This is a genomic window from Sphingomonas sp. Leaf30, from assembly GCF_001422525.1.
In the GTDB taxonomy this organism is placed as follows: domain Bacteria; phylum Pseudomonadota; class Alphaproteobacteria; order Sphingomonadales; family Sphingomonadaceae; genus Sphingomonas; species Sphingomonas aerolata.
Genome location: NZ_LMKZ01000002.1, coordinates 461,616 through 483,849, shown reverse-complemented (window position 1 = coordinate 483,849; position 22,234 = coordinate 461,616). Strand labels below are relative to the sequence as shown.

At 65.4% G+C, this 22,234-nt stretch carries 20 protein-coding genes and 1 other annotated feature; of the genes, 10 read left to right on the top strand and 10 right to left on the bottom strand.

Annotated features, from left to right (window positions below; translation table 11 throughout):
• The first annotated feature begins 101 nt into the window (after window positions 1-101).
• Window positions 102-863, top strand: coding sequence for an alpha/beta fold hydrolase (locus tag ASE89_RS08860; protein WP_056676196.1), 762 nt, complete (start codon window positions 102-104; stop codon window positions 861-863).
• A gap of 176 nt (window positions 864-1,039) precedes the next feature.
• Window positions 1,040-2,872: a M2 family metallopeptidase gene (locus ASE89_RS08855; protein ID WP_056676500.1), complete on the top strand. Its 1,833-nt coding sequence runs from the start codon at window positions 1,040-1,042 to the stop codon at window positions 2,870-2,872.
• Window positions 2,873-3,033: 161 nt separating this feature from the next.
• Here the strand turns inward: ASE89_RS08855 and ASE89_RS08850 are convergent, their stop codons facing one another.
• From ASE89_RS08850 to ASE89_RS08840, 3 genes are all read right to left on the bottom strand, one after another.
• On the bottom strand, window positions 3,034-3,498 hold the full coding sequence (locus ASE89_RS08850) for a hypothetical protein (RefSeq protein WP_056676194.1): 465 nt from the start codon (window positions 3,496-3,498) through the stop codon (window positions 3,034-3,036).
• Between the two features lie 78 nt (window positions 3,499-3,576).
• Window positions 3,577-5,013 carry an AMP nucleosidase gene (locus tag ASE89_RS08845; protein ID WP_056676192.1) on the bottom strand — a complete coding sequence of 479 codons (1,437 nt, stop codon included), beginning with the start codon at window positions 5,011-5,013 and terminating at the stop codon, window positions 3,577-3,579.
• A 121-nt stretch (window positions 5,014-5,134) separates the two neighbouring features.
• On the bottom strand, window positions 5,135-5,614 hold the full coding sequence (locus tag ASE89_RS08840) for a peroxiredoxin (RefSeq protein WP_031394784.1): 480 nt from the start codon (window positions 5,612-5,614) through the stop codon (window positions 5,135-5,137).
• 109 nt (window positions 5,615-5,723) lie between these two features.
• Here ASE89_RS08840 and ASE89_RS08835 point away from each other — a divergent pair, with 109 nt between their 5' ends.
• Window positions 5,724-6,284 (top strand): YqgE/AlgH family protein, encoded by a 561-nt coding sequence (locus tag ASE89_RS08835; protein ID WP_056676187.1) that lies wholly within the window; start codon window positions 5,724-5,726, stop codon window positions 6,282-6,284.
• A 173-nt stretch (window positions 6,285-6,457) separates the two neighbouring features.
• Window positions 6,458-7,891, top strand: coding sequence for an adenosylhomocysteinase (gene ahcY, locus ASE89_RS08830; RefSeq protein WP_037530116.1), 1,434 nt, complete (start codon window positions 6,458-6,460; stop codon window positions 7,889-7,891).
• Between the two features lie 107 nt (window positions 7,892-7,998).
• Here ahcY and ASE89_RS08825 read toward each other — a convergent pair whose 3' ends face one another.
• The 3 genes from ASE89_RS08825 to ASE89_RS08815 are packed head-to-tail and all read right to left on the bottom strand — an operon-like array spanning window position 7,999 to window position 11,620.
• Window positions 7,999-9,345, bottom strand: coding sequence for a cell wall hydrolase (locus tag ASE89_RS08825; RefSeq protein WP_056676497.1), 1,347 nt, complete (start codon window positions 9,343-9,345; stop codon window positions 7,999-8,001).
• Window positions 9,346-9,350: 5 nt separating this feature from the next.
• Window positions 9,351-10,271 (bottom strand): cysteine synthase A, encoded by a 921-nt coding sequence (cysK, locus tag ASE89_RS08820; RefSeq protein ID WP_056676184.1) that lies wholly within the window; start codon window positions 10,269-10,271, stop codon window positions 9,351-9,353.
• On the bottom strand, window positions 10,268-11,620 hold the full coding sequence (locus ASE89_RS08815) for an MFS transporter (protein WP_056676181.1): 1,353 nt from the start codon (window positions 11,618-11,620) through the stop codon (window positions 10,268-10,270). Before ASE89_RS08815 ends, cysK begins: the two co-directional genes overlap by 4 nt.
• Window positions 11,621-11,838: 218 nt before the next feature.
• On the opposite strand from ASE89_RS08815, the gene pdhA reads away from it, so the two are divergent.
• Both pdhA and ASE89_RS08805 read left to right on the top strand, forming a co-directional pair.
• The gene (pdhA, locus tag ASE89_RS08810) at window positions 11,839-12,888 is read left to right on the top strand and encodes a pyruvate dehydrogenase (acetyl-transferring) E1 component subunit alpha (RefSeq protein ID WP_031394777.1); all 1,050 of its coding nucleotides are present in this window, start codon (window positions 11,839-11,841) and stop codon (window positions 12,886-12,888) included.
• Complete coding sequence (locus ASE89_RS08805) at window positions 12,888-14,312, top strand: pyruvate dehydrogenase complex E1 component subunit beta (RefSeq protein WP_056407660.1); 1,425 nt, start codon at window positions 12,888-12,890, stop codon at window positions 14,310-14,312. Before pdhA ends, ASE89_RS08805 begins: the two co-directional genes overlap by 1 nt.
• A gap of 87 nt (window positions 14,313-14,399) precedes the next feature.
• Here the strand turns inward: ASE89_RS08805 and ASE89_RS08800 are convergent, their stop codons facing one another.
• From ASE89_RS08800 to ASE89_RS08790, 3 genes are read right to left on the bottom strand one after another with little or no spacing between them, the layout of a single operon-like run.
• Window positions 14,400-15,008 (bottom strand): TadE/TadG family type IV pilus assembly protein, encoded by a 609-nt coding sequence (locus tag ASE89_RS08800; RefSeq protein ID WP_056676177.1) that lies wholly within the window; start codon window positions 15,006-15,008, stop codon window positions 14,400-14,402.
• 38 nt (window positions 15,009-15,046) lie between these two features.
• Window positions 15,047-15,673 (bottom strand): TadE/TadG family type IV pilus assembly protein, encoded by a 627-nt coding sequence (locus ASE89_RS08795; RefSeq protein WP_056407663.1) that lies wholly within the window; start codon window positions 15,671-15,673, stop codon window positions 15,047-15,049.
• The gene (locus ASE89_RS08790; protein ID WP_082451345.1) at window positions 15,670-17,322 is read right to left on the bottom strand and encodes a TadE/TadG family type IV pilus assembly protein; all 1,653 of its coding nucleotides are present in this window, start codon (window positions 17,320-17,322) and stop codon (window positions 15,670-15,672) included. Before ASE89_RS08790 ends, ASE89_RS08795 begins: the two co-directional genes overlap by 4 nt.
• 69 nt (window positions 17,323-17,391) lie before the next feature.
• Between ASE89_RS08790 and ASE89_RS08785 the strand changes: the two genes are divergently transcribed.
• On the top strand, window positions 17,392-18,081 hold the full coding sequence (locus ASE89_RS08785) for a squalene/phytoene synthase family protein (RefSeq protein WP_056676170.1): 690 nt from the start codon (window positions 17,392-17,394) through the stop codon (window positions 18,079-18,081).
• 79 nt (window positions 18,082-18,160) lie between these two features.
• On the top strand, window positions 18,161-18,640 hold the full coding sequence (locus tag ASE89_RS08780) for an EF-hand domain-containing protein (protein WP_056676166.1): 480 nt from the start codon (window positions 18,161-18,163) through the stop codon (window positions 18,638-18,640).
• Here ASE89_RS08780 and trmFO read toward each other — a convergent pair.
• Entirely contained in the window at window positions 18,576-19,943 is a 1,368-nt protein-coding gene (trmFO, locus tag ASE89_RS08775) for a methylenetetrahydrofolate--tRNA-(uracil(54)-C(5))-methyltransferase (FADH(2)-oxidizing) TrmFO (protein ID WP_056407672.1), read from the bottom strand. The two genes, ASE89_RS08780 and trmFO, sit on opposite strands and share 65 nt — an antisense overlap.
• Before the next feature lie 58 nt (window positions 19,944-20,001).
• On the opposite strand from trmFO, the gene ASE89_RS08770 reads away from it, so the two are divergent.
• Window positions 20,002-20,433 (top strand): DUF488 domain-containing protein, encoded by a 432-nt coding sequence (locus ASE89_RS08770; RefSeq protein WP_056676163.1) that lies wholly within the window; start codon window positions 20,002-20,004, stop codon window positions 20,431-20,433.
• Window positions 20,434-20,623: 190 nt separating this feature from the next.
• Window positions 20,624-20,679 (top strand) — a sequence feature (sul1 is cis-regulatory element that is thought to sense ions involved in sulfur or methionine metabolism; They are found in Alphaproteobacteria).
• Between the two features lie 71 nt (window positions 20,680-20,750).
• Window positions 20,751-22,232, top strand: coding sequence for a SulP family inorganic anion transporter (locus ASE89_RS08765; protein WP_056676160.1), 1,482 nt, complete (start codon window positions 20,751-20,753; stop codon window positions 22,230-22,232).
• The last annotated feature ends 2 nt before the right edge of the window (window positions 22,233-22,234 follow it).

Sequence of the window (22,234 nt, the reverse complement as noted above, 5' to 3'; positions counted from 1 at the left end):
GCGGATACTCCTCGGAGCGCGTCTCTTCGTGGCGGTTGACAGCACGGTGTCGTGTGTCGGACGGGGGCGGCAACATCCTAAGATTATAGGGATCTGGATCCGTGGCACATTCCCCGACCGAGACGCAGTATTTCCAGAGCTTCGACGGCACGCGTATCGCGTGGCGCGAGGTCGGCGAGGGGCGGCCGGTGGTGCTGATCCACGGCTATTTCTCCGACGCGAAGACCAACTGGATCCGCTACGGCCATGCCGCCAAGATCGCGGCTAAGGGGTTCCGCGTGATCATGCCCGACCTGCGCGCGCACGGCGAGAGCGGCAAGCCGCATGGGCTGGAATTCTACCCCGCGGATGCGCTGACGCTCGACGGCCATGCGCTGGTCGATCATCTCGGGCTGACCGATTATGATCTTGGCGGTTATTCGCTCGGCGCGCGGACGACGTCGCGAATGCTGGCGACGGGCGCGACCCCCAGGCGTGTGATAATTTCCGGGATGGGGCTCGCCGGGCTGACCGAGACGTCGCGGCGCGCGGGGCATTTCCGCAATATCCTCACCAATCTGGGCAAGCATGTTCAGGGCACGCCCGAGTGGCTGGCCGAGGCGTTCCTGAAGACCACGGGCGGCGATCCGGTCGCATTGCTCGGGATCCTTGAGACCTTTGCAGATACACCGATCGAGGCGGTCAAGGCGATCGAGCAGCCGGCGCTGGTGGTGTGCGGCGCGGAGGACGAGGATAACGGGTCGGCACCGGACCTCGCCGCGGTGCTGCCGCATGGCCGCTATGTCGCGACGCCGGGCGGGCATATGAGTGCGGTGGTAAAGCCTGAGCTTGGCCAGGCGATCGCGGATTTCCTGGCGCGCTAAAGCCTGCCGTCATCCTGACGAATGTCAGGATCCAGAGTTACGGAGGGCGGCACTGCTTGGCTCTGGATCCTGACTTTCGTCAGGATGACGGGGCGGGGTGCGCAGGCCGCATCAAGGGGCGGGTTGACCATCCGGCGGCGGATCATCCATCAGGGCCTAACGATAAGGGGATGATGATGGTTCGGTTCAGCGTTTCGATGTTTGCTCTCGCCGGCGCGCTGTGCGCCGCGCCGTCGGTGGCCGGTGCCCAGGCCGCCGCTGCTCCGTCCAGCCCGACCGCCGCGCAGGCGGATGCATTCGTCGCCGAGGCGGAAAAGGTCTTTGCGGCCAAGTCGGTCGACGCAGCGCGCGTGGCGTGGGTGAACGCGACCTACATCACCGACGATACCGATGCACTGGCGGCGAAGTCGGGCGCGGAGATGACCGATCTCGGCGTGAAATATGCGCTGGGCGCGGCGAAATACGCCAATGTCCCGGGCCTGTCGGTCGACACGAAGCGCAAGCTCGACCTGCTCCGCGGGGGGCTGACGCTGCCCGCGCCGACGCGGCCGGGCGCATCGGACGAACTGTCGATGCTGACGACGAAGATGTCGTCCTCCTATGGCAAGGGCATGGGGACGCTCGACGGCAAGCCGATCAACGGCTCGGACATCGAGGCGGCGATGGGCGAGAGCCGCGATCCCGCCAAGCTGCAGGAGATGTGGACGAGCTGGAACGACGCGGTCGGCGCGCCGATGCGCGGCGACTATGCCAAGATGACCGCCATCTCGAACGAGGGCGCGCGCGAACTCGGCTACAAGGATGTGGGCGCGCTGTGGCGGTCGGGCTACGACATGAGCCCCGAGCAATTCGCCGCGCTGACCGACAAGATCTGGAAAGAGGTCGAGCCGCTCTACATGGCGCTGCACACCTATACGCGGTGGAAGCTCAACGAGAAATATGGCGATGCGGTCCAGGCGAAGACCGGGCCGATCCGCAGCGATCTGCTCGGCAATATGTGGGCGCAGGAATGGGGCAACATCTATGACATCGTCGCCCCCAAGGGGTCTGGCGATCTCGGCTTCGACACGGGCGAGCTGCTGAAGGCCAAGGGCTATGACGCGGTGAAGATGGTGAAGCAGGGCGAGGGGTTCTACTCGTCGTTGGGCTTTGCGCCGCTCCCCGAGACCTTCTGGAAGCGGTCGCAGATCACCAAGCCGGCGGACCGCGACGTGATCTGCCATGCGTCGGCCTGGGATCTCGACAATCAGGACGATATCCGGATCAAGATGTGCACCAAGGTGAATGCGGACGACTTCGTCACGATCCACCATGAGCTCGGCCACAATTACTACCAGCGCGCGTACAAGGCGCAGCCGATGCTGTACAAGAACGGCGCGAATGACGGCTTCCACGAGGCGATCGGCGATACCGTCGCGCTGTCGATCACGCCGGATTATCTGGTGAAGATCGGGCTGCTCGACCAGGCACGCGTGCCGAGCGCGGACAAGGATATCGGCCTGTTGCTGCGTCAGGCGATGGACAAGGTCGCGTTCCTGCCGTTCGGGCTGCTGATCGACAAATGGCGCTGGGGCGTGTTCTCGGGGCAGATCCCGACGACCGGCTATCAGGCGGCGTGGGACCAGATGCGGCTGCAATATCAGGGGATCAAGCCGCCGGTCGCGCGCGACGAGACGAAGTTCGACGCGGGCGCGAAATATCACATCCCGGCGGCGGTGCCCTATACGCGCTACTTCCTCGCGCGCGTACTGCAGTTCCAGTTCTACAAGGCGGCGTGCGAGCAGTCGGGGTGGAAGGGGCCGCTGCATCGCTGTTCGTTCTACGGCAACAAGGCGGTCGGCACGAAGCTGAACGCGATGCTGAGCATGGGCCAGTCCAAGCCCTGGCCCGACGCGCTGCAGGTGTTCACGGGCAGCCGCGAGATGTCGGGCGCGGCGCTGGTCGAGTATTTCAAGCCGCTCAAGGCGTGGCTGGACGTGCAGAACAAGGGCAAGCCGACCGTCTGGTGAGGCAAGGCTGTCATTCAACCGCCCCGTTTCCCCGCGAAAGCGGGGATCCAGGGCCGCGAGCGCGCTTCGGATTTTAGCTGGGCCCCTGCGTCCGCGGGGGAACAGTCCCGCACCTCCCCGGTCTTAGCCGGGGGGAACCGGTCGCGCGGTCCCGGGGACGATTATTCCGGGATCGTCCCTTCGTCGGCAATCCCGGCCTCGAACGACTTCGACGAATCCGTTCCGTCCGCCTGATGTGCATGCTTGCCAGCCGGTTTGGGCGGCTTGGGCGTGCTGCCGCGAAGGGTCAGCAGCGCGGCGGCGGCGCCGAGTACCGCGACGCCGCCCGCGATCGCGGCGGCACCCCATTTGCCGCCGACCTTGTCGATCGGCTTGGCGACGGGCGGCGGTGTCTTGCGCGCCGATATCGGTCGAGGCGTGCTGCGCTTGGTCGAGCGCGGCTTGGGGGCGGGCTTGGGCTTGCGCGAGACGGGGACCGCCTTTTCGGATGCCGGCTTGTCGAGTGCCGGCGCGGCCGGCGCAACCACTGGCTTTGCCGGCTTGGGTGCACTGGCCTTGCGCGGCGCGCGGCGGCGCGTGACGACGGGCTTCTTGGCGTCCGTTTCAGGCGGGTCGGTGTCGGCCACGGCTATGCTCCCTCACAAATGATCCCGCGGGCGTAACGCATCGGCCTGCGATGCGCTCCGAAAATCGCGCGGCAGGCCTTACCGGAACGGCGGCTCGTCGAACGCGCGCAGCTTGCGGCTGTGCAGCTTGGCGCCCTCCTGGCGAAGCTGCTCGCAGGTCTCGATCCCGATCCGCAGATGCTCGCTGATCGCGCGTTCATAGAAGCGGTTGGCCTGACCCGGCAGTTTCAGCTCGCCGTGGAGCGGCTTGTCCGAGACGCAGAGCAGCGTGCCGTAGGGAACGCGGAAGCGATAGCCCTGCGCGGCGATCGTCGCTGATTCCATGTCGATGCCGACCGCGCGCGACAGCGAGAACCGCAGCGCCGATTTCGAATAGCGCAGCTCCCAGTTGCGGTCGTCGGTGGTGACGATCGTCCCCGTCCGCAGCCGGCGCTTCAGGTCCTCGCCCGACTGGCCCGAGACGATCTCGGCGGCCTTGGCCATCGCCACCTGGACTTCGGCGATCGCGGGGACGGGGATCTCGGGCGGAAGCACGTCGTCGAGCACATGGTCGTCACGCAGATAGGCATGCGCGAGCACATAGTCGCCGATCCGCTGGCTGGGTCGCAGGCCGCCGCAGTGACCGATCATCAGCCAGGCCTCGGGACGGAGCACCGCAAGATGGTCGCAGATCGTCTTGGCGTTGGACGGGCCGACGCCGATGTTGACGAGCGTGATCCCGGTGCGGTCGTCCGCCATCAGGTGATAAGCGGGCATCTGATGCCGCCGCCATGCGCTGTCGGAGATGATCTTGTCGATATCGTCCCCGGACGTGATCGTGATCCCGCCCGCGCCCGACAGCGTCGTGAACCGGCTGCCTTCGCCAAGCTGGGTACCCGCCCAGCGAACGAATTCATCGACATAGCGGTGATAGTTCGTAAACAATACGAAGCGCTGCGCGTGTTCGGCCGGGGTGCCCATGTAATGGCGCAGCCGTGCGAGACTGAAATCGGTGCGCAAGCCATCGAACAGCGCGAGCGGGCGTGTGTCGTCCTGCGCCACCCAGAGACCATCGGCAATCTCGTCGCCGATATGCGCGAGCTCGGTGGCGGGAAAGAATCGTGCGAGCTCGGTCGCAGAGACCTCGTCGAGGCTCAGCGCGTGGCCGGGATCGATGACGTACGGGAAGGGGATCTCCTGCCGCCCTTCGACGGCTTCGACCTCGACGTCATAGTCCTCGATCAGCAGGGTGAGCTGTTCGGTCAGATAATCGGCGAAGATCGCGGGCTTGGTCACGCTGATCCGGTATTCTCCGGGATTCACCATGCGTCCGAAGGAGCGGAGCGGGGTGGGGCGGTCAATGCCACCTTTGTAGATCAGCCGGATTTCGGGATAGGCGAACGAGCCATCGCTGCGGGTTGCCGGATCGGGCACGGTGCCGTCGGCGATATACGCACTCATGGCGGACTGGAGCCGCGCGACGGAGGCGCGGTAGAGGCGGTCGAGTTCGGCGACCAGGTCGGATGCGATTGTCATCGCCCAGTGTTACGCGGGAGAGATTACGGAGGCAAGACTGGCACGCGTGCGGCGCCAGCTCCGTCATTCCCGCGTGCGCGAGGATGACGGAGCGCGACGTTCAATCAGGCGCGCGACGCGATCAGATCTCGCTGAGCAGATGCTCGGCGGAGCTGACCTTGAACTCACCGGGGGCCTCGACGTTGAGCTGCTCGACGACCCCGTCATTGACGATCATCGAATAACGCTGGCTACGCGTGCCCATGCCGAAACCCGAGCCGTCCATCGTCAGGCCGACCGCCTTGGCGAAATCGCCATTGCCGTCCGCGAGCAACGTGATGTCGCCGGCGCCAGCCGACTTGCCCCATGCGTCCATCACGAACGCGTCATTGACCGAGGTGCAGGCGACCTCGTCGATGCCCTTGGCCTTCAGCGCAGCTTCCTTTTCGACGAAGCCCGGCAGGTGCTTGGCAGAGCAGGTTGGGGTGAAGGCGCCGGGGACGGCGAAGAGCGCGACCCTGCGGCCCGCGAAGAAGGTCTCGGACTCGACCTGATCGGGGCCGTCCGCGGTGGCCTTGACGAGAGTGGTGTTGGGAAGCCGGTCGCCGACGCTGATCGTCATGGAAATTCTCCTGTCGCCGCGAGATCGTCCCGGGCGGACGGTACCTCGTATGGGAGGCGCGCGATTTCAAGCGTGGCGGCGGGGCCGTCGCGACGCTATGGTCTAGGGCATGGACAAGACGGCTTTTCTTTCCGGGCAACTCCTCCTTGCGATGCCGGGGATGAGCGATCCGCGGTTCGCCCGCGCGGTGATCGCAATGTGCAGCCACGACGAAAACGGCGCGCTCGGGATTGGTCTCGGCGCCACCGTCGACGGGCTCGGCTTTCACGATCTGCTCGACCAGTTCGAGATCCCACCCGGCGACGCGCCCAATGCACCGGTGCATTTCGGCGGACCGGTCGAACCCCGTCGCGGCTTCGTCATCCATTCGTGCGACTGGGGCGGGCAGGACACGATCGAGGTCGCAGGGCTTTGGGCCTTGTCGAGCACGATCGACGTGCTCCGCGCGATCGCGGAGGGGAAGGGACCGTCGCAATGGGTCGTCGCGCTCGGCTATGCCGGATGGGACAGCGGGCAGATCGAGGGCGAACTCGCACGCCCCGGCTGGTTCAACGTCGCCGGCGCTGCCGATCTGGTGTTCGACACCAACGCGGATGAGCGCTGGAGCAGGGCGTTCGAGCGGGCCGGCGTCGACCCGCGGCTGCTGGTGGCGGATACTGGTACGGCGTGATGATCGCCGCACGCATCCGCGGGTCAAGATGACATTCTAGCGCGGCGGAGACCGCTCCGGGCATCATATAAAGATATCTTTATATTTGATTTGGGCGGCCCGTTCCTCTATGCGCCCCTGCATCCGGCACGGGCATGAGGCCCGCCGATCAAAGATTTCCAGGAGATATCCTCGTGGCCACCACGCTCGCGCCCCAGAAGACGGACGGCAAGACCGATTATGTCGTCGCCGACATCAGCCTTGCCGATTTCGGCCGCGCCGAGATCAACATCGCCGAAACCGAAATGCCGGGCCTGATGTCGCTCCGCGAGGAATTCGGCGCCGCGCAGCCGCTCAAGGGCGCGCGCATCACCGGTTCGCTGCACATGACGATCCAGACCGCGGTGCTGATCGAGACGCTGACCGCGCTCGGCGCCGACGTCCGCTGGGCGACGTGCAACATCTTCTCGACGCAGGACCATGCCGCCGCCGCGATCGCCGCGTCGGGCGTGCCGGTGTTCGCGATCAAGGGCGAGACGCTCGCCGACTACTGGAACTATGTCGGCGACATCTTCTCGTGGGATCGCGACGTCGAGGGCCAGACCGCCAACATCATCCTCGATGACGGTGGCGACGCGACGATGTTCGCACTCTGGGGCGCCAAGCTCGAAGCCGGCCACACGATGCCCGAGCCCGAGAATGAGGAAGAGGTCGAGATGCAGCGTGCGCTGAAGGCGTATGTCGCGAAGAACCCCGGCTATCTGACCGAGACCGTGAAGAACCTGAAGGGCGTTTCGGAAGAGACCACGACCGGCGTTCACCGCCTGTACGAGATCGCCAAGAAGGGCGAGCTGCCGTTCCCCGCGATCAACGTCAACGACTCGGTCACCAAGTCGAAGTTCGACAATCTGTACGGCTGCAAGGAATCGCTGGTCGACGCGATCCGTCGCGCGACCGACGTCATGCTCGCCGGCAAGGTCGCCTGCGTCGCCGGTTTCGGTGACGTCGGCAAGGGTTCGGCGCAGTCGCTCCGCAACGGCGGCGCACGCGTGATGGTCACCGAAGTCGATCCGATCTGCGCACTGCAGGCGGCGATGGAGGGCTTCGAGGTCGTGACGATGGAAGACGCCGTGAAGCGTGCAGACATCTTCTGCACCGCGACCGGCAATGCCGACGTCATCACCGCCGATCACATGAAGGCGATGAAGCCGATGTCGATCGTCTGCAACATCGGTCACTTCGATTCGGAAATCCAGATCGCCGCACTGTCGAACTATGACTGGACCGAAGTGAAGCCCGGCACCGACCTGGTGAAGTTCCCGGACGGCAAGCAGATCATCATCCTGGCGAAGGGTCGCCTCGTGAACCTGGGTTGCGCCACCGGCCACCCGTCGTTCGTGATGTCGGCCTCGTTCACCAACCAAACGCTCGCGCAGATCGAGCTCTGGACGAAGGGCGAGAACTACAAGAACGAAGTCTATGTCCTGCCGAAGCATCTCGACGAGAAGGTCGCAGCGCTGCATCTCGAGAAGCTGGGCGTGAAGCTGTCGCAGCTGACCCCGAAGCAGGCCGGTTATATCGGCGTGCCCGTCGAAGGCCCGTTCAAGCCGGATCACTATCGCTACTGATCGCCCACGCGATCTGAAGCGGAAAAGGCCGCGTCTACCGAAGGGTGGACGCGGCCTTTTCTTTTGGACCTGACTGTTGCGTGTCGACTGGTATGCCGGTCTTTCCGTTACATCTCGGTCGCTTGCGGTGCTTTCCTGACGTCCGGCTTCAACACCGGGGCTGCGGCCGCCGCTGCCGTGGCGGGCGTCTTGCGCCGCACACCGTCGAGCTCCTGCGGCGCATCCGCCGGGGGTGCAGCCTTGTCCGCCGCCGCGGGGGCCGCGCGCAGCGTTTGTCGCGCGCGCATGCACTGCGTCGGATCGGGCCGGCGGACCTGCTGGCAGTTCCACAGCGCCTTTTCGTAATCGGCCGAGCGATCGCGCAGATAGCTGAACGTGATCGCCGCGCTCTGTGCCGGCGTCAGCGGCGTGGACGTTGCGGCCTTGGTTTTGTCGGCCCATGCCATGAACCGGCAAAAGGCGCGATCGCCGCAGGCGATCGTCGCAAGCGTCGGGTAGGCGTTGGGGAGAACGCCCGGCGAGAAGGTCATCAGCACGGTATCGCCTTCGGCCGTCGCGAAGGGCGTCGAGGCGGCGTTCGCGAGGTCACCGGCGACCGCGTCATCGCCCAAAACAAAGCCGAGCGCGGCGGATGCCTCGGCAATCGCGGCATCGGCTTCTGACAGCGCCGCGGCGGTGCGGTGCGCATCCGAAATAGGCGCGAGCTGCGCTATGACCGGTTCGCCCTGCTCGGGCGCACGTCGGAAGGCCGGGGGTGTGCCCCACCAGCCCGACCAGCGGAAGAACAGGTGCGATCCGACCGCGACGATCTTGTCGAGGCTCGACTGCCAATAGGGAACGACCCAGTCTGTGTGGTAATGCGTGGCATAGCCGACCGATCGATAGACATTGCCCGACAATGCGGCGGTCGCGACGCTGCGCGCCCGGCGCCAAGCGTCGTCGGAGGGCTTCCAGCGGAGCAGCGCGCCGTCGCAGCTGAAGCTGAACTGGCATCCCGTCGCGCGCGTCTCGCCTTCGAATACGACCCCGCAGACGGTTTTCGGGAAGGCGGGATGACGCAGGCGGTTCAGCACGACCTGCGCGACGGCGCGCTCGCCGACCGTGTCGTCCCCCGCCTCGTACAGCGTGCCGGCCGCGAGGCAGTCGGTTGCGCGTGCGAGGTCGTCTGCGGTACCGGCGAAGCGGAACGGCCGTGCAGCGGGGTTCGGATCGGTCGAGAACGGCACCGTGGCGTTGAACGCCCGCGCGTCCTCGGGCGCGAGGTCGACGAACCGGACCGGCTCGACCGGGGGCAGCTCTGCCTGGGGCACGACGCGCTGCTTCGGCATCGCGGCGCGCGCCGGGTGGGGCAGCGCCGGGGGATTGGTCACGACGAGCGTCGGTCCGACGATCGCCGCAGCCGCGATCGCGAGTACCGACACGCGCAGATAAACGGCGCCACGCGCATCGGTCATCGTCGTCACTGCTCCGGAAGGAAGTCCGGCACGGACAGATAGCGCTCGCCGGTATCATAGTTGAAGCCGAGGACGCGGACGTCGTCGGGAAGATCAGGGAGCTTCTGCAGGATCGCGGCCAGCGTCGCGCCCGAACTGATCCCGACCAGCATGCCCTCTTCGGCCGCCGATCGGCGTGCCATGTCCTTGGCGACCGCGGCATCGACCTCGATCACGCCGTCGATCGCCTGGGTGTGGAGATTGGCGGGGATGAAGCCTGCGCCGATGCCCTGGATCGGATGCGGGCCCGGCTGGCCACCGGCGATCACCGGCGAGGCGGCGGGCTCGACCGCATAGACCTTCAACTCGGGCCAGTGCGCCTTCAGCGCCTCGGCGACGCCCGTGATATGGCCGCCGGTGCCGACGCCCGTGATGATCACGTCGATCGGCGTATCCCGGAAATCCTGGAGGATTTCCTGTGCTGTTGTACGGACATGCACGTCGATGTTCGCAGGATTTTCGAACTGCTGCGGCATCCAGGCGCCGGGCGTTTCGGCGACGCGCTCGCGCGCGCGTTCGATCGCGCCCTTCATGCCCTTCTCGCGCGGGGTCAGGTCGAAGGTCGCACCATAAGCGAGCATCAGACGCCGACGTTCGACGCTCATGCTCTCGGGCATCACGAGGATCAGCTTATAGCCCTTGACCGCTGCGACCATCGCAAGGCCGACGCCGGTGTTGCCGCTGGTCGGCTCGATGATTGTGCCGCCGGGCTTCAAGTCGCCGGACTTTTCCGCGGCCTCGATCATCGCCAGCGCGATACGGTCCTTGATCGAACCGCCCGGGTTCGACCGTTCGGATTTCACCCAGACTTCGGAATCGGGGAAGAGCTTCGACAGGCGGACGTGCGGCGTGTTGCCGATCGTGTCCAGGATCGAGGAGGCTTTCATGGCTTGGCTTCTCCGTGCTGTGGTTCGGTCTCTAGGATCTCGGGGGGATCAAAGGTCTTCGCCGCCCCGAGTTCCGGGAACAGGCGCGCCCAGCCGATCGTGACGGCAATAGCACCAACCCCGCCGAACACCACTGCACCGACCGGGCCGAGCAGCGACGCCATCACCCCGCTTTCGAATTCGCCGAGCTCGTTCGAGGCCGAGATCGTCAGCTGCGACACCGCGCTGACCCGGCCGCGCATCACGTCGGGCGTGTGCAGCTGGATGAGCGACTGGCGGACATAGACCGAGATCATGTCCGCACCGCCCGCGACGATCAGCGCGACGAGGCTGAGGACGAACGCAGGATGAATGGGGAACCCCGCAATCGTGCCGGGGGTGAGCCCGATCAGCTCGACGATCGGCGTCGCGACCCCGAAGGTTAAGATCGCGATGCCGAACACGATCACCGCAACCAGCATCTTGACCCCGACATTGCGCGACATCGGCCGAATCGAGAACCAGATCGCGGTGACCGCGGCACCGATTCCCATGCCCGCGGCAAGCACGCCGAGCCCCTGCGACCCGACATGCAGGATATCGCGGGCATAAACCGGCAAGAGCGACGTAGCACCCGCCAGCAGTACCGCGAACAGGTCGAGCGTGATCGTCGCGAGCACCAGCCGGTTGCGGCGGACATAGGTGAAGCCCTCGATGATCCGCGCGAGGGGGCGATGGTCGGTCTGCGCGGCGGGCTGTGCCACCGGGCCGATCAGGAACATGAACACCAGCGCGACGAGGAAGAGCAGCGTCGCCACGCCGTAAGCGACCTCGGGATGGATTGCGTAGAGCAGCCCGCCGACGCTGGGGCCTGCAATCGTTCCGACCTGCCACGCGATCGAACTGATCGCGATCGCGGTGGGGAGCACAGCCCGGGGCACGAGATTGGGCGCGAGCGCCGAATAAGCCGGGCCGGAAAAGGCGCGCGCGACGCCGAAGGCGACCGCGGCGGCGAACAGCGCGCCGAGCGTGAGATGGCCGGACCAGGTCAGCAGCCAGAGCGTCGCGGCGGTGAGCACCAGCAGCGTGGTCGTGCCGCGAACGATCCAGCGCCGGTCGAAGCTGTCCGCGACGAGCCCGGTGATCGGGGTCAGCAGGAACAGCGGCACGAACTGCGCAAAGCCGATCATCCCGAGCATGAACGCCGCCTGGCGGATGTCCATCGTTTCGCGCGCGAGGTTGTAGACCTGCCAGCCGATAACGATCGACATCGCGCTGACCGCGATCGTGCCGGCGAACCGCGACAGCCAATAGGCGCGAAAATTGGCGATCCGGAAGGGATGCTGATGCGGGTCGATCGTCGGGTTCATCGCCCCGGGCTTTAGGGGGTCGGGCGCGGGAAGGGCAACCGGAGCTTTGCTTGGGGCGGGGATAGGGGCGGGGGCGACAGCCCGCGTGTCGGGCACGACGGATCGAGGCTCGCGGGACATTCGCAAAATCGCATACCCCAGACGGGAATTGATGTTCGGCCCCGTCCGCGCCTATAGGCTGCGGCAACTCCCCTACGGAAAACGAGGTTTCCCACATCGTGGCCAAAGCCCCCCCAGCACGTGCAATCGCCGAGCCCCCGATCACCAACCGTGAACGGCCGGCCGAACCCAAGCCCTATGAGGCCAGCAAGGACGAGCTGCTCGCCTTCTACAAGCAGATGCTGCTGATCCGGCGTTTCGAGGAAAAGGCGGGCCAGCTTTACGGTCTCGGCCTGATCGGCGGCTTCTGCCATCTGTACATCGGCCAGGAAGCCGTCGCAGTCGGCCTGCAGTCCGCGCTCGACGGCGAGACCGATTCGGTCATCACCGGCTATCGCGACCACGGCCACATGCTCGCCTACGGGATCGACCCGAAGGTGATCATGGCCGAGCTGACCGGGCGCGGCTCGGGCATCTCGAAGGGCAAGGGCGGGTCGATGCACATGTTCTCGACCGAGCATAAATTCTACGGCGGGCACGGCATCGTCGGTGCTCAGGTGTCGCTGGGCACCGGCCTCGCGTTCAAGCATAAATATTCGAACGACGGCGGCATCTGCATGGCCTATTTCGGCGACGGCGCCGCAAACCAGGGCCAGGTGTATGAGAGCTTCAACATGGCCGAGCTGTGGAAGCTCCCGATCATCTTCGTGATCGAGAACAACCAGTACGCCATGGGCACGAGCGTCAATCGCGCCTCGGCCGAGGACCAGCTCTATCGCCGCGGCGAATCGTTCCGCATTCCCGGCATCCAGGTCGACGGCATGGACGTGCTGGCGTGCCGCGGGGCCGCCGAAGAGGCGATCGCCTGGGTCCGCGCGGGCAAGGGCCCGGTCATCCTCGAGATGAAGACCTATCGCTATCGTGGCCACTCGATGTCCGATCCGGCGAAATACCGTACGCGTGACGAGGTCCAGGCGGTCCGCGACAAGTCCGACCCGATCGATCACATCAAGAAGCTGCTCGACGAGCAGGGCGTGACCGAGGCGGACCTGAAGTCCATCGAACAAGAGATCAGGAAGACTGTGAACGAAGCCGCCGATTTCGCCGAGCAGACCCCCGAGCCGGATGTCGCCGAGCTCTACACCGACGTTCTGGTGGAGTCGTACTGATGGCGATCGAGATCAAGATGCCCGCGCTCTCCCCGACCATGGAAGAGGGTACGCTCGCCAAATGGCTCGTCAAGGAAGGCGATAGCGTCAAGTCGGGCGACATCATGGCCGAGATCGAGACCGACAAGGCGACGATGGAGTTCGAGGCCGTCGACGAGGGCACGATCGGCAAGATCATGGTCGCTGAGGGTACCGACAATGTGAAGGTCGGCACCGTCATCGCGACGCTGCTCGAAGAGGGTGAAAGCGCCGACAGCGCGCCGACCGAGGCGCGCGCGGGCGAGGCCGCCAACGCCGCACCGAAGGAAACGCCGTCGGACGACAAGGCGCCGCCGGTTCCCGAAGGCGCGTCGCCTGCCAAGGCCGAGAGCGGGACGCAGCAGCTCGTCGCGTCGGCGGAGAAGGTCGGCAAGACCGATCCGGCGATCCCGGAGGGTACCGAGATGGTCAAGACGACCGTCCGCGAGGCGCTACGCGATGCGATGGCCGAGGAAATGCGCGAGGACGACCGCGTCTTCGTGATGGGCGAGGAAGTCGCGCAGTATCAGGGCGCGTACAAGGTCACGCAGGGGCTGCTCGACGAGTTCGGCGAGCGTCGCGTGATCGACACGCCGATCACCGAATACGGCTTTGCCGGTATCGGTGCAGGCGCGGCGATGGGTGGCCTCCGCCCGATCGTCGAGTTCATGACCTTCAACTTCGCGTTGCAGGCGATCGATCACATCATCAACTCGGCGGCCAAGACCAACTACATGTCGGGCGGCCAGATGCGTTGCCCGATCGTGTTCCGTGGTCCCAACGGTGCCGCGTCGCGCGTCGGTGCACAGCATTCGCACAACTTCGCGGCCTGGTATGCGAGCGTTCCTGGCCTGATCGTGATCGCGCCCTATGATGCCGCGGATGCCAAGGGGCTGTTGAAGGCGGCGATCCGTACCGACGATCCGGTCGTGTTCCTCGAGAACGAGCTGATGTACGGCCGCAGCTTCGACGTTCCCAAGCTCGACGACCATGTCCTGCCGATCGGCAAGGCGCGGATCGTCCGCGAGGGCAAGGACGTGACGATCGTCAGCTACTCGATCGGCGTGGGCATCAGCCTCGAAGCCGCCGAGAAGCTCGCCGAGGAGGGCATCGACGCAGAGGTCATCGACCTGCGCACGCTGCGCCCGCTCGACACCGACACGGTGCTGAAAAGCCTCGCCAAGACCAACCGCATGATCATCGTCGAGGAAAACTGGGCAACCTGCTCGATCGCGTCCGAGATCGTGTCGGTGGTCATGGAGCACGGCTTCGACGACCTCGACGCGCCAGTGCTGCGCGTGACCAACGAAGACGTGCCGATGCCCTATGCGGCGAACCTCGAAAAGCTGATGCTGGTCGATGTCGCCAAGGTCGTCGATGCGGCGAAGAAGGTGACGTACCGGTAACGGCTTGCCGTTCGAGCGAGGGGCTGCGTGCGGTGTCTGCCGCCCAGCCCCAAGCCCGTTTCGTCGTGTTTTCGCGATCCGACGCCGTCAGGCGCTGAACTGAGTGCAAGGCGAGGCGGTGCCTGTCGATTGCACGTCGTTGACCTTACGCTCGCGTACCGTCATCCCGGTGATCGATCGCAGTGTGCGCGAACCGAGAAAACTGTTCGAGATGAGCGGCTGATAGGCATAGACGACCTCAACGAAGATGACTTCATCGTTGGGACCAGCGGCGATCTTGCGCCCAGATGGTCCGATTCCCGCGATCCCCAATGACGCGCCGGCAGCGCCATAGGACGACGTTACAGCCAGAGCGCCGGAACAGCGTTGCCACCGGATCCTCTGATTGGTTACTGTGCCGGCTGAGTCCAGGATCGGCTGCACGCTCGAAACAATGATGCGGCCGTTCGCGGCAAAGCCCATCGTCGATCCGATGTCCTTGATCCCGTTCAGTGACTCGGTGATGTCGCCCTCGCTGATGCCGATCCGGATGCGCGCGATCTGGTCCGTCGTGAGTGTCGCGACGTCACCGACTTTCTGCGATGCATAAGCAAGATTGACGGTTTCCATCCCGACCATCGTCAGGCCGACGAAGATCGGTAATGCCAGCGCGAATTCCATCAGCGCGATGCCGGACCGATCGCCGAGAATTGCCATGACGCGCCGTCGCGTTGGGCGTAATTTGGGGGAGGTGATCACGATTTACACCGGATGGTCGGGGCGGTCTGCGCTTCGAACGGCTGGCGACGCACCACCGTGCTGGCCTGTGTGCCGGTGCGCGACGATCCGCCGATAAAGCGGTTGATCGGCAGCAACCGGTCATATGTCACGGTCACGGTGTATTTAACGATGTCGTCGGCCCCGCCGATCGAATTCGCGCCCGTGGTTACGATGTTGCGGACACCGTTATTGTCGACGTCTTCCCAGCAGTCCGACTTGTCCTTCACGCCATTACCATCGGTATCGACAGGACCGTCAAGAATGCCGTTGTTGTTGAGATCCTGCGTCAGGCGCTCGAGCGTGCCGAAGCTGTTATACCGGTTCACGCTACCGCGCACGATGTCCACCGTGGCGGAAGGCGCGACGCGTCGGATCTGCGCGCGCAGTTCGGTTTCCCCGACGCTCGCATCGGCATTCTGGAGCGTAACCGCACGGGTCAGCGTCTCGACTGCGCCAAGCGTGACGGACCGGACATAGGCCTGATAGCCGACCTCCATCGTTCCCATGATCATCACGCAGAGCGGGGCAAGGATCAGTGCGAACTCGGTTACCGTCGCACCGCGCCGGTCCTGGGTGATTGCGGGGAGGAGGCGGTATGTCACCGCGAGAGCCTCAGCGACCCGATATTCTCGCCGATGTCCTGGAACGCCTTGTTGAGCGCATCGCTGTCTGCGGCGCGATAGCCGTAGCCGGCGCCCGACGAACAGGCCTGAAGGGCAGCAGACAGGGTCGATCCGTTGCCGAACGAGATCGCGTAGATTTCCGCTTCCATATTCTTGATCGCGTCGCAGGTCATCAGCAGACGCTTTTCGTGGTTTTCATCCGACGTGTCGCGGTTGCCGTTGTTCGTAATGCGCCTCCAGAACAGCTCCTGCGCATAAGCTCCATAGCCGACGTTGCCGGTGTCCATCTCGCCGTCGGTCATCAGGATGACATAGCGTTTGACCGGGAAGCCATTGTAAATTGCCGGATTGTCACTTCCCCATAATCCGTTTCGCGACAACAGCCGTGCCGCCCACAACATGCCGATATCAAGATAGGTGCCGCCGTTCGCAACAAAGCCAGTGTTGAACGCGAAATAGTCATTGAACGCGTTTGCCGTCATCGGCGCGAGCTCGCGCATTGCCTTGGGGCAGGCATATTGCGCGACTCCAGTCGCCTCCGTGTCGGCCATCGTCCAGCGCGTGTCCGTGCTGTTGGGGACGACGTCGAATTTCAGATCTTGTGCATTCCCCGGAAGATTTCCGGGAATTTGATAGCCTGAGTTGGCCGTGATCAGGTTGCTCGTGCCGCGTTCCTCGACACACCCATCCCATTTTCTGGCGATCCAGTCAGCGTCGTGAGATGTCGTTGCAGGCGCGTAGGCACAGGACGTGGACGCTGAGCCGCACCAGGAGTAGCGGTAGGATCCGCTGGCATTGAACCAGCCGGGATTGCGGGCATAGAGCGTCGCTCCCGTCGCACCGGTGCTGAACCCGGGGTTCGTCATCTGTGAGAACGGCACGATCGCCCAGCGAATGCGCTTGCGGGAGCTGGAGGACGCAGCGGAAAATTGCGATTCGATGATTGCCATCTGCGCCTGAAGCGATTTCAGCGCATTGCGCAGCCCTTGCATGCGCGAGATGTTGCCCGTTCCGATCGCACCTTCTTCCGCGACATAGGTCACGTCCTTTCCGGCGACCCGGAGGATGTTGCCCAACTGTGCGTTGGCATAGGTACTGCAACTCGATGCCGTGCGTGCCGGCGCGCACGCCATCGAGCCGGTGGTGTCGAGAACCAGCACGATGTCGATGTTCGCATAGTCGTCACGGGCGCTGCAATTGACCGTCACCGCGACGGTGCTTGTCCCGAACAGCCGCATGATCGCGGTGTTCATTGTCGTCGACAGCGTCAGGTTGATCGTATCCGTCGCGCTGGTGAGCGTGGGGGCGATCGTGAACGGCGCAGTGTCGTATGACGTCTGCGGGAAGTTGAAGTTGACGAAGCTTGCGATCTGCCCGGAAACGCTGGTGGATAGCGACCCTCCGGCGCCCATCGCCCGCCGCCCGGCCAGTACGCCGGCGTCACAGGCCTGCTGAAGTCGCGTGCGCACGAGATAGGCACGGCTGAGATCGAGACCGGCACCGATAAAGGCCGTCATCGGCAGGATCGCCGCCGCGACGATTGCCAGGACATTGCCCTTGGTGTCTCGAGCTAGCCTGCCTAGAAAGCCACGGGCCGGCGAAGATGCCTTATTCCTACAGAATCGCATTGTGCGCCATCGAACGAAATTGGAAGTGCAGGTCTTGCACCGGAAGTCGATAAGCGGAGCACAAGCAATATGGTTAACGAGACTGCCTCGGCGCAGACGGCACCTCCAGTGCCGGCCGTCAATCCCGAGCGCGCGCTTGCCCTGAGCTATGCGCCGGCCTCGACCCGGCCCGGGCTCGAGGCGCTGTTCGCGCTCGACACGGCGCTCGGCACGATCCTCAAGACGACGCGCGAGCCGATCGTCGGGCAGATGCGGCTGACCTGGTGGTATGAGGCGCTCGGCCGGCTTGACACCGCGCCGCCGCCGGCCGAGCCGGTGTTGCAGGCGCTCGCACGCCATGTCGTGCCGCAGGTCGGCGGCGCGACGATCGCGACGATCGCCGAGGGGTGGGAGGCGCTGCTCGAAACGCCGCTCGACGATGCGGCGGTCGAGCGCTTTGCCCGTCTCCGCGGCGGACAGTTGTTCGCGGCGGCGGCATCTCTGCTGGCGGTGTCGGACGATCGCATCGCGGCGGCGGGCGAAGGATGGGCACTGGCGGATCTGTCGCTGCGGCTGTCGGATCCGGCACGCGCAGCAGGCGTGGCCGCGATGGCGCGCGGGCGGCTCGACTCGGCGCTCCACGGTCACTGGCCACGACGCGCCCGATCGCTCGGCGCACTCGCACTGCTGGCGCGGGCCGATCTTGCGGCGCCGGAGCATCCGGCTGGCAGCCCGAAGCGGGTCGGCCGCCTGCTGCTGCACAGACTGGTCGGATACTGACCGGTTCGTTTGAGATCGGCGCGCTGCGGGACTAGCCTTGCGCCTGGACGGGGACGTCCGGGGGCGGGGGAGACCGGGGATGTGGCGATACCTGACGGGTGGCGCGGCGCTGATCGCGCTGATCGGTGCGGCGATACTGGGCTTTGGCGGCAAGGTGCGATCCGGGCCAGTGCTGGCACCACAACCGACTGCACAAGCGCAGACCCAGGCGCGGCCTGACGGCGGTACCGATCCTCTGCCGATCATGGCACCGCGCGCGAACGATGCCACGCGCGAACAGCGGCGATTTCAGCGGTACGACAAGGATCGCGACGGTGCGGTGACGCGCGACGAATATCTGGTCGCGCGGCGCAAGGCCTATACGAAGCTCGACGTCGATGGCGACGGGCGGCTGTCGTTCGAGGAATGGGCGGTCAAGGCAACGACCAAGTTCGCCGGTGCGGATGCGGACAAATCGGGCGCGATGACCGCGCCCGAATTCGCCACCACCGCGGTCAGGCGGAAGCCGTCGTCTCGGGCTGCCTGTCCGCCGGTTCCGCCGTCGTCTGAGGAGAGTTGAGCCACGCCGCCAGCGCCGCGCGGCCGCGATCGGTGTACATCCGCTTGCGATCGGTCTTCTTGGTGCGGCCGGGGATCGGCGGGAACAGCCCGAAATTGACGTTCATCGGCTGATAGGTCTCGGCCTCTGCGCCACCGGTGATATGGCCGAGCAACGCGCCGAGTGCGGTCGCAAAGGGCGGCGGCGTCAGCGTCTGGCCGGTCAGTTCGGCGGCGGCGAACCTGCCCGCGAGCAGGCCGATGCCGCAGCTTTCGATATAGCCCTCGCACCCCGTGATCTGCCCGGCGAAGCGGATGTTCGGCCGCGATTTCAGCCGCAGCGTCGCGTCGAGCAGCTCGGGCGATCGGATGAAGGTGTTGCGGTGAAGGCCACCCAGCCGCGCGAACTCCGCATTCTCGAGGCCGGGTATGGTCCGGAACAGCCGGACCTGATCGGCATGCTTCAGCTTGGTCTGGAAGCCGACGATGTTCCACAGCGTGCCCTGCGCATTGTCCTGGCGCAGCTGGACGACGGCGTGCGGCCAGCGCCCGGTCTTGGGATTGTCGAGCCCGACGGGCTTCATCGGCCCGTAGCGCAGCGTGTCGACGCCGCGCTCCGCCATCACCTCGATCGGCATGCAGCCGTCGAAATAGGGCGTGTCCTTCTCCCAGTCTTTGAACGGCGTCTTCTCGCCATCGACCAGACCCTGATGGAAGGCGAGATACTGGTCCTTGTCCATCGGGCAGTTGATGTAGTCCTTGCCCTCGCCCTTGTCCCAGCGCGAGGCGAACCACGCCGTCTCCATGTCGATCGAGTCGCGGTGGACGATCGGCGCGAGCGCGTCGAAAAAGGCGAGTGCCTCGCGGCCGGTCTCGGCGCCAATCCCTGCGGCGAGCGAGGCGGCGGTGAGCGGGCCGGTCGCGACGATCGTCGGGCCGTCGGGCAGCGCGTCGATGCGTTCGCGGACGAGCGTAATGTTCGGATGCTGGTCGATCGCCTCCGTCACGCTGTTCGAGAAATTGTCGCGGTCGACCGCGAGCGCGGAGCCGGCGGGGACGCGGTGGATATCCGCCTGACGCATGATCAGCGAGCCGAGCGTGCGGAGTTCCTGATGGAGCAGGCCGACCGCATTGCTCTCCGCATCGTCGGATCTAAAACTGTTCGAGCAGACGAGTTCGGCGAGGCCGTCGGTCTGGTGCGCGGGCGTGGCTTCGCCGCTGCCGCGCATTTCGGAGAGGCGGACCTTGAGGCCGGCTTCGGCGAGCTGCCAGGCGGCTTCGGATCCGGCGAGGCCGCCGCCGATAACATGGATGTCGTGGGTCATGGCCGTCAGATAGCGCCGGACGCTTGCCGTGTCAGCGGTCCAATCCCACTTCGTCCTCATGAAGATCTTCACGATCGGCTATGAAGCCACCACGATGACGGACTTTCTCGCGGCGCTGACGCGGGCCGGGGTCGAGCGGGTGATCGACGTCCGCGCGCTGCCGCTGTCGCGTCGGCCGGGCTTCTCGAAGACATCGCTTGCGGCGTCGTTGCGCGAAGCCGAGATCGATTATGCGCATCTGAAGGCGCTGGGGACGCCTAAGCGCGGGCGCGATGCGGCCAAGAAGGGGGACGTCGCGACACTGACCGCGGTGTATGACGAACAGCTCGAATTGCCCGAGGCGCAGGCGCAGGCGGCGATCATGCTCGCGCTCGCGGCGGAGAAGCCGAGCGCGCTGCTGTGTTACGAGCGCGACCCCTGCCATTGCCACCGGACCCTGCTGTTGCAGGCGGTGGGCGAGGGGGTCGAGGTGGTGGACCTGTTTACGTGATTTTCGGGAACCTCATTTATCCGTCATCCTGACGAAAGTCAGGATCCAGAGCCAGGAACGGCGCGGTTTAGCAACTCTGGATCCTGACTTTCGTCAGGATGACGGGGGCGTCAGGATGACGGGGTTGTTGAACCACAGTGGCAGGCCGTGTTGCAATGCAGCACCGTATCCGCTAGCAGGCCTGCATTCGCTTGGACCCGGTGCAATTCCGGGTGGCTATTCCGGCCGCCGATCCGCCGGACAACGCAACGACGCCATTGTGAAGACCCGCGACCGAAAGCGTCGCCGCGGTTCGTGCGTCCTATGCGGACACATCCATGACAATTTCTGCTTTTTCTCGTTACCGCGCCGAGTGGTATAGCGGCCCGACGGCCGCGCGGCGTGACATTCTCGCCGGCATGGTGGGTACTTTCGCGCTGATCCCCGAGGTTATCGCCTTTTCCTTCGTCGCCGGCATCGATCCCGAAGTCGGCCTGTTCGCCTCGTTCGTGATCGGCATCGTCATCGCCCTTGCGGGCGGGCGCCCCGCGATGATCTCTGGCGCGGCGGGCTCGGTCGCGCTGGTCGCTGCCGCGCTCGTTCATGCGCACGGGCTTCAATTTCTCCTCGTCGCGACGATCCTCGCGGGCATGCTGCAGATCGCGTTCGGGCTCGCCAAGCTCGATGTGCTGATGCGGTTCGTCTCGCGCTCGGTCCATGCGGGGTTCGTCAACGCACTCGCGATCCTGATCTTCTCGGCGCAGGTGCCGCAGATGGTGGGGGTCAGCTGGCAAGCCTATGCGATGATCGCGGGCGGGCTTGCGATCATCTATCTCGTGCCGCGGATCTCGAGTGCGATCCCGTCGCCGCTGATCTGCATCGTCGTGCTGACCGCAATCGCGATGTGGTTTCCGATGCCGCTGAAGACGGTCGGCGATCTCGGGCGGCTGCCCGATTCGCCGCCGTCGTTCGGCTTGCCCGACGTGCCGCTCAGCTGGGATACGCTGCGCATCGTCGCCCCCTATGCGCTTGCGATGGCGGCGGTTGGGCTGCTCGAATCGATGATGACCGCCAATGTCGTCGACGAGCTGACCGAGACGCGTAGCTCGAAGGCGCGCGAATGCACCGGGCTCGGGCTCGCCAACATCGCCGCGGGCGTGTTCGGCGGGATCGCCGGGTGCGGGATGATCGGCCAGACGGTCGGCAATGTCCGCTATGGCGGCACCGGACGGCTGTCGACGATGGTCGCTGGTGTGTTTCTGCTCGTCGTGATGGTGCCGTTGCGTCCCTGGGTCGCGCAGGTGCCGGTCGCGGCGCTGGTTGCGATCATGATCATGGTGTCAATCAGCACCTTCTCCTGGGGGTCGCTGCGCGATCTGGTGCGGCATCCCAAGGTGTCGAGCGTCGTGATGCTGGCGACGGTCGTCGTCACGGTTGCGACCCACGACCTGTCGCTCGGCGTCGGGGTGGGCGTGCTGCTGAGCGGCGTGTTCTTCGCGTGGAAGGTCACGCGGATGATGGACGTGGCGGTCGAGTACGATGCGGCGAGCGATACGCGCATCTACAGCGTGACGGGGCAGGTGTTCTTTGCCAGCGCGGATATCTTCGCGGACCGGTTCGACCTGCGCGAGGAGGCCAAGCATGTGCGGATCGACCTGACGGGCGCGCATCTCTGGGACGTCACCGCGGTCGGCGTGCTCGACGATGTGGTCGCCAAGCTGCGGCGGCATGGTGCGGTGGTCGAGGTCGTCGGGCTGAACCAGGCAAGTGCGGTGCTGGTCGACCGGCATGCGCCGTTGATGCGCGATCTGGCGGCGTGATC

Coding starts and splice junctions, on each gene's coding strand:
- trmFO (WP_056407672.1), bottom strand. CDS start 19,943: ATGACCCACGACATCCATGTTATCGGCGGCGGCCTCGCCGGATCCGAA.
- ASE89_RS08765 (WP_056676160.1), top strand. CDS start 20,751: ATGACAATTTCTGCTTTTTCTCGTTACCGCGCCGAGTGGTATAGCGGC.
- cysK (WP_056676184.1), bottom strand. CDS start 10,271: ATGAAAGCCTCCTCGATCCTGGACACGATCGGCAACACGCCGCACGTC.
- ASE89_RS08800 (WP_056676177.1), bottom strand. CDS start 15,008: ATGGCAATTCTCGGCGATCGGTCCGGCATCGCGCTGATGGAATTCGCG.
- ASE89_RS08840 (WP_031394784.1), bottom strand. CDS start 5,614: ATGACGATCAGCGTCGGCGACCGGCTTCCCAACACCACTCTCGTCAAG.
- ASE89_RS08790 (WP_082451345.1), bottom strand. CDS start 17,322: ATGCGATTCTGTAGGAATAAGGCATCTTCGCCGGCCCGTGGCTTTCTA.
- ASE89_RS08785 (WP_056676170.1), top strand. CDS start 17,392: ATGGTTAACGAGACTGCCTCGGCGCAGACGGCACCTCCAGTGCCGGCC.
- ASE89_RS08855 (WP_056676500.1), top strand. CDS start 1,040: ATGGTTCGGTTCAGCGTTTCGATGTTTGCTCTCGCCGGCGCGCTGTGC.
- ASE89_RS08815 (WP_056676181.1), bottom strand. CDS start 11,620: ATGAACCCGACGATCGACCCGCATCAGCATCCCTTCCGGATCGCCAAT.
- ASE89_RS08835 (WP_056676187.1), top strand. CDS start 5,724: ATGGACAAGACGGCTTTTCTTTCCGGGCAACTCCTCCTTGCGATGCCG.
- ASE89_RS08780 (WP_056676166.1), top strand. CDS start 18,161: ATGTGGCGATACCTGACGGGTGGCGCGGCGCTGATCGCGCTGATCGGT.
- ASE89_RS08845 (WP_056676192.1), bottom strand. CDS start 5,013: ATGACAATCGCATCCGACCTGGTCGCCGAACTCGACCGCCTCTACCGC.
- ASE89_RS08805 (WP_056407660.1), top strand. CDS start 12,888: ATGGCGATCGAGATCAAGATGCCCGCGCTCTCCCCGACCATGGAAGAG.
- ASE89_RS08825 (WP_056676497.1), bottom strand. CDS start 9,345: ATGACCGATGCGCGTGGCGCCGTTTATCTGCGCGTGTCGGTACTCGCG.
- ASE89_RS08770 (WP_056676163.1), top strand. CDS start 20,002: ATGAAGATCTTCACGATCGGCTATGAAGCCACCACGATGACGGACTTT.